Origin of the sequence: Mesorhizobium sp. M1252 (assembly GCF_040318265.1) — a bacterium.
In the GTDB taxonomy this organism is placed as follows: Bacteria; Pseudomonadota; Alphaproteobacteria; order Rhizobiales; family Rhizobiaceae; genus Mesorhizobium.
The window spans coordinates 24,982-31,089 of record NZ_JAMYLX010000030.1; the positions used below are offsets into that span (position 1 = coordinate 24,982).

Here is a 6,108-nt window from a genome sequence, read left to right on the forward strand (position 1 = left end):
TGCAACTCATGTATGGTAGCCTTCACCGTGTCACGGACTTCATCGGACGCTGCATTCCAGCTCAGGGTAGCGGATCATACAAGGAGTTGTTTGTTGCAGCAGTGATTCCCTTTTTGAAGAAGCTTGATGAAATTCAAGACCGGAACGCTTGGGTAACTCTAACGGTCCACGCTGCAGACGGCATCTGGGTTTCATATCGTGGGCAGCGCATTTGCATGATTCTGCCCGCTCAGAAATTTCTCCGGCTACTTTCGGGTCGATGGTGTGACGGTTCTTCCAACTTGGTCTCGGCCATTGATGCAGAGACAGGTCCAGCGTTCAAGGATACGACCGGCGACAACGATTACCGGCAGTGGCGCATGTTGCAGCCGGGTCTGACCGTTCTGCTGAACTACTTGGCCTCCCTCCAGGAACCGGATCTGGCATTCGAATTGGAAAGAGGAACTCACCCTAGATATTTTCCCGGGGTACTGAGACAGGTTGCACTAGAAGCTTTTGACCGGGACGGGCGCAAGTGCCCGGGCGTCGGTCGACCAGCGCACCGTGTAGATCGTAACGAGGAGCGTGTTGAGTTCGATCATATACTTCCTTATTCGCTAGGAGGTGCTTCGACGCTCGCCAATATTCAGGTTCTCTGCCAAGCTTGCAACAGTAAGAAAAGGGCAACAGCGGCATAACGGAATTCCGGCATTTGCGTCAATGATTGCAACACCATCGATGCACATGCTGAACTGTGCCAATTTCTGAGCTGAGGCGTGGTCGTGACCGCAGTGTGGGCTGATAGGCGACGAAAGTAAGGCGCAGCCTTCTCGGACAAGATACTCCTGAGGCAAGCGGGATGAGATGCTATAGTGGTGCTGTAGATATATTGAGATCATGGGGATAATTGTTGGGCAAACAGGCGGATGACAACCTGCTTCGGCGCATATCAAATTGGAAGTTGGCCTATACCGACGACACGACCGGTATTTTGATTGCTTTGGAAGACATGCTCTGGGATCATGCCGCTTTCCGAACGGCAATTAGGATTGTCGCTCTTGCTAATCGGCGGCGGCTGGTGGAGCTTCCAGGAAGTGACGCTTCGTCGCTAAATCAGATGCTGTTCGATCTACTGGCAAAGGGCTATTGGTCCAGTCTGCTCCTCGGCACTAGGAAGCTGCTCGATCCGCACCCTCTCTATGGCGTTCGTGGCGTTTATTCACTTCGGGCGATCCTCGATGACGTGAAAGCATGCCGATCTAGACTCACCCGGCGGATTTACGTCGAGCATCTTCGGATGTGCCGTTACGATCTTGACGCGCTTCGACAGGAGAATCGGGAGGCTTTGAAAGCCGCTGCGGGGAAGGCAATATGGGGCGACCCCGCCCTAACCCTAAGCGAAATATGTCATCGAGACTTCGATTATCTCAGCGGGGTAAAGGAAGCTGATCGGAGCGAGGCCGATCTGATTGATACCGCCGTCATCGTATTGATTGAGAAACGTCTCGCGGACCTGTCCCGCATAAGCGACCATGCGTCCACCCATATCGCTCACGCGGGCAACGCTGAGAGTCGGCTGGGGAAGGGCATCGACGATTTTGACATACGCGACGCGCGAGAAGTGCTCAAGGCTCTCAAGGAGGTTGGTGATCTCATTGGGCTTTGGTTCGCCAACGGAGGGATTTCCACCCTAGCCATCTATCAGGGTAATCAATTCGAAGGGCTGAACATTGCTCCGGTGTCGGAAGCCGACCTGCCGGAGCTTGACGCGAATTGGGATCTTATCGATCAAGATATTGCGTCATGGCGCATAAAGCCCGAGGAGCTTCTTTCCGGGAATGGTTTTCATGCTGACGGGCGATGAACTGATGGTGGCGCGCCTCTAGTGACTAGACTGCCGCGCGCCATGGCGGACGTATATGGCGTGGGTAGGCCCCGACCGCTTGCTCGTGTCGGCTTTGAACTATGGCTTTCGTCCCGTCACTATGCTGCCTGCAATGGGACAGCACCACTGTGAAGTCGCTTGGAGTTGGTGATAAAAATCTCACCTGTCAAAGCCGCCCGGTACAAACCATTGTCTAAGAAATGCAACAGGGCTTTCGCTTCTGCCTTCGCATGCGGCATCACAATCCTATCGTTGACGATGGCAACGGTGAACCCTTCCTCGATTGCAGCCGTGGCGATTTGCTGAGGAGTGTAATTTTGCAATGTGCCTCTGCTCTCAATCGCGTGGATGAGCTTTCGCATACGTTGATCGGCAACGTGTTTGAAATGAACAACGTTGTCGATTTGGAGGACGGGAAGATCACAGAAAGTGTCTAGCTCGGCGTCCGTCGCCTCTTGGTACAAATTTGTTAGATCGAACAGCAGCTTGATCCTGCTGAAGTTTTTGAATTTGATACGCCCATTTTCGATGGAAGCTACCAGTTGCGAACCGATGCTAAAGGCGGCGTGTGTCAAGCGATTGAAGGTGTTCCCGTCAAGGATTAGACTGAACCTACGATCCAATATCTGTGCGGCAGAAAATCCTTGTATGAGAAGTCGTGGCGCACCTTCGCGTTCAACAACGACTGCCAAACCCCTTATGTTTGCCTCACTAAATGCTGCCGGATTGACCTCAGGCATCGCAACCAAATTGACCTGAGCAGCCTCGAAAACAGCCGCCGCCTCAGGCGTGACTGGCGCGTAAAGCAGTTCGTTGGCTTCGGGTTTCCATCCTCCGTCGAACTGAACTTCCTCAGTTACTCCTTCGTAGAATGCTTGCTCTTGCTGGATAAAAATGCCGTCCAGCTGGTTCTGAACATCGGCGGATACGCGTATGCGCCTTACGGAAAGGCCACCCGGCTGCTTGCATAGCGCTAGTAGATTAACCGGCATTGTCCTCTCCAAGATCAATAAGAATATATTCGGTGAGCTGTCCAACTTGGCCGATCTGATTCGTATTCCGCAACTGCTTTTTTGTAATGATAACGTAGGTTACCCCTTCTGCGGACGTGACCTTGTAGAAGTGCCATCCGATCAACCCGAGCAATGGATTGAAGTGATAGTTGTAGCCCGTCGCAGTTAGCAAGGTAAAAATGCATATAGTTGGGATTAGTAGGCTCAGGTTAAGCTGCCCAAACTGCGACGTAAAAAGCGGCGACAGATATAGAAGGAGAAAGGCAACATTCTCACGATCTGCTGCTTCGACGCTCTGCGGCTGGAACGGGAAACGCTCCAAAACCTGAGGTGCGCGCCTAAAGACGACAAGGCAGCCTTGCACGAGCGCAGCGCAGGCCAATAAAAGCAGCAGCGCCACACCGCCACTGCCTTCTCTATAGGCCACCCACGCGTAAACTAGCCCGATTGGGGCAATGGCTGACGTGATCAGCAGGGTTTTAGCGAGCCGCGAAAACATTCTCGTTCTGTTCCAAAAAAATTGAGGCGATTATATGCTATCGCAATCTGGGATCGAGTTCGACGCCGACGATTGAAGCGGCCGTTGAACGGTCCCCCAAGGGGTTCACTGCCGACGATCTGGAATGCGCACTGTTTCGACTTCGTGAGCAACGAGAGGAGGAAATCTGAATGTCCGAGCGACCTGAGTATCCGACGGACAAAGGTAGCGCACGGTCACGTTGTTCGTGCGCGACGTACGCAGCGTCGTGGATAGAGCTGACCTCGCCCGCGCAAGGTTCGCCGTTCTAGGAGAGGACGATGCTCTATGGGTCCCTTGAGTACGCCTATGCTCAACCGATAGCTGAAACGTTGGCGGCCGATGCGACTTTTCGTACATGGATGATTGGGCGAACAAAGTTTGTTGCTTTTTCCGAAGGTGCTCGGCTGTTGCGCGATGAGATGGGAGCGGCGCGAAGCAAGACCTCTACAAACTGGTGGCGATCACACTTCACCGAGAAGTGCCGATGCATTGGCTGCAGTGGCCAGGAGACCGACCTCCTCGCAATATTCGAGGCACCCTCTGGACTGCGGTTCGCTTTGCACTTTGAGGTGAAACAGCCGACAGACAAATTCTCCACTAAGCGCGATCAGGCCGCGAATTACTCAATTTGGGCGAATTGTTGGGTGAGGACGCCTCCGAAGGCAATTGTCCCGCATGACGTGGCCGGAACTGTTCTAGTCTGTAGCGCCTCACGGCTCGCCGACTATGCGCAGCATGCTGCCAAGTTTGACGTTGTCGTGACCTTTGAGGAAATCGCTAGTGCTTTCCCGCGATTGGCGCTTCCGGCCGTGTATGGCTACTTAAGCATCATCTCTCCATATAACGCGACGTCGCGTCGGTCACTTTCTCTCGCTTCATCATTTGCAGCTTGAGTCGATAGACGCTTCAGCGCCGCCTTTACGATAGCGCTCTGATCGGAGAGATAGCCAACTCGGGCGTAGGCTGCCTTCAGGCCACCAAGCCGCCGTCGGAAGAATTTGCTGCTCGGTAATGTAGGGTCTGCATCGATTACTTCGCCCGACAGGTGGCCGTGCTGATCCATCAACCGTCGAAGGTGATCCAGAAGCTGTTCATCGGTGATGCGGCTACCATCTTCGTTGTGGCGAATCGCGGATCGCCTCTCGCCTCTCGCATGCTGCTCGCGCTGGTTCCGCAATGATGCTGCACGGCGGGTTGTCGTATTCGCGTCCCCAAAGCCTGCCATATGAAATGCGTTAGTCAGCCCTCCGAACCTGCGAATAAAATACCTAGCCGTGGGCGATTGGAGGTCTTCGTTGATGATCGCCGCCGTCGGGTGCCCATGCTTGGCGTAGATGCGACGGAGTACGTTGAGAAGATCTTCGTCGCTATATGGTTTGCCGTCAGCGTTTAGTTTCCATCGCGTCGGCATTTCATATCCAACTGAAAGATAGGCCGCGTACAGGCTACCGTAGCGTTTCCGAACTGCCTGAGGCAGAGGCAGATACGGACAATCATGCACGAGTGAATACGTTAGGCGTCCGTGTTCGACATAAAGCCGAGTAAGACGGTCATGGAGGTCTTGGTCACTCAGGCGCACCCTAGTGATCTCTTTCAGCCGACGCGCCGCTGCTTTAAATAGTTTTGAGGAAATGATGGGCTCCATCATTTCCGAACGCGACCACGTCTCGGGTAGAGTCTTGAAAGGTCGGCCCAAATTGTTGAGCTGCCGACCGAAAACGTAACGGCCGATGTAGATTTCGTTACTCAGGAGGTTACGGATGGTGCCCAGTGACCAATCGCCACCACGGGTGGATGTACGCCCCTCTGACGCCAGCGCTTTTTCGATCTCGGCAAGGCGCATCTTTTGATCGACGAACATTTGGAAGATTCGACGCACAAGATCCGTCTCCTCTTTCGGCCCATGGGTCAGGATGACCCTGTCGGTGATGAGGGCTTTGCGTTCGCCGGGCTCCAGTATCATGCGGCGAATACCGTCTTCGTCAATTAACTGCCGCCTAGTGCCGTAAGGAGCGTCGCCGCCTTGTTTGAAGCCAAGCCGCGCTTGTTGGCGTTGCGCGCGCGATACCTTTCTTGAGAGCTCGCGGCTGTATTCCGCCGCCATGACGCGCTTGATCTGCTTGACAATTGCGGAGGTTGCGCTGCCGTCGTTTTCAAACGCTTCCGCACAATAGGCGACCGAAACGCCAGCCTCTCGGCACAGGAACTCGTAGTGGGCTGACTGATCCACGTCCTGGAATCGCCCCCACCGGCTGATGTCGAGAACAAGCACAACATCATAGGGAGCCTTGCCGCCCATCACGTCGCTGAGCAACTGTTTGAGTGCTGCTCGTCCGCGCAGCGTCAGGCCGCTCCGTCCAGCGTCCTTGTAGGTTTCGACAATCTCGTAGCCACGCGATTTCGCGTAAGCCGCGATGCCTGCGCTCTGATTGTCGAGCGAATAGCGTTGGTGTTCGGTAGACATGCGTAGGTATTGCGCGGCCGGGATTAACCCGCTGAGTACGACAGGCAGTTTCAATGGTCTATTTCCTCGGGAGGGGTGGCGCAGAATCTGCCACACGGCGTATCCCAAGCGCGGCAACAGTCAAGGTACAGACTTCTGCCCGGCCTGTGTGTAACTGGAGTGGTGACCTTGCCCCTCTGATCTAATCCGGTTTGAAGTTCGTTCTGGCCCATCGAGAGGACCAGGACATGAAACGTAGCCGCTTCTC

5 protein-coding genes are annotated in these 6,108 nt (G+C 54.4%); 2 read left to right on the forward strand and 3 right to left on the reverse strand.

Going from position 1 to position 6,108, the window contains the following annotated elements; translation table 11 throughout:
- Positions 1–8: 8 nt before the first annotated feature.
- Both NKH22_RS30580 and NKH22_RS30585 read left to right on the forward strand, forming a co-directional pair.
- Entirely contained in the window at positions 9–677 is a 669-nt protein-coding gene (locus NKH22_RS30580; protein ID WP_352912291.1) for an HNH endonuclease, read from the forward strand.
- 212 nt (positions 678–889) lie between these two features.
- A complete protein-coding gene (locus tag NKH22_RS30585; RefSeq protein ID WP_352912293.1) occupies positions 890–1,843 on the forward strand; it encodes an AbiU2 domain-containing protein in 954 nt (317 codons plus the stop codon).
- Positions 1,844–1,962: 119 nt separating this feature from the next.
- Here NKH22_RS30585 and NKH22_RS30590 read toward each other — a convergent pair whose 3' ends face one another.
- The 3 genes from NKH22_RS30590 to NKH22_RS30600 form a co-directional block, all read right to left on the reverse strand.
- On the reverse strand, positions 1,963–2,856 hold the full coding sequence (locus NKH22_RS30590; protein ID WP_352912295.1) for a Kiwa anti-phage protein KwaB-like domain-containing protein: 894 nt from the start codon (positions 2,854–2,856) through the stop codon (positions 1,963–1,965).
- Positions 2,846–3,376 carry a KwaA family protein gene (locus NKH22_RS30595; protein ID WP_352912297.1) on the reverse strand — a complete coding sequence of 177 codons (531 nt, stop codon included), beginning with the start codon at positions 3,374–3,376 and terminating at the stop codon, positions 2,846–2,848. The genes NKH22_RS30590 and NKH22_RS30595 overlap by 11 nt, the downstream gene beginning before the upstream one ends.
- 838 nt (positions 3,377–4,214) lie before the next feature.
- Positions 4,215–5,915, reverse strand: a complete 1,701-nt coding sequence (locus NKH22_RS30600; protein WP_352912299.1) for a recombinase family protein — start codon at positions 5,913–5,915, stop codon at positions 4,215–4,217.
- Positions 5,916–6,108 lie beyond the last annotated feature (193 nt).

What these genes read in the sequence shown, in the direction of transcription:
- NKH22_RS30580 (WP_352912291.1), top strand. Translation starts at nt 9, where the DNA reads ATGTATGGTAGCCTTCACCGTGTCACGGACTTCATCGGACGCTGCATT.
- NKH22_RS30590 (WP_352912295.1), bottom strand. Translation starts at nt 2,856, where the DNA reads ATGCCGGTTAATCTACTAGCGCTATGCAAGCAGCCGGGTGGCCTTTCC.
- NKH22_RS30595 (WP_352912297.1), bottom strand. Translation starts at nt 3,376, where the DNA reads ATGTTTTCGCGGCTCGCTAAAACCCTGCTGATCACGTCAGCCATTGCC.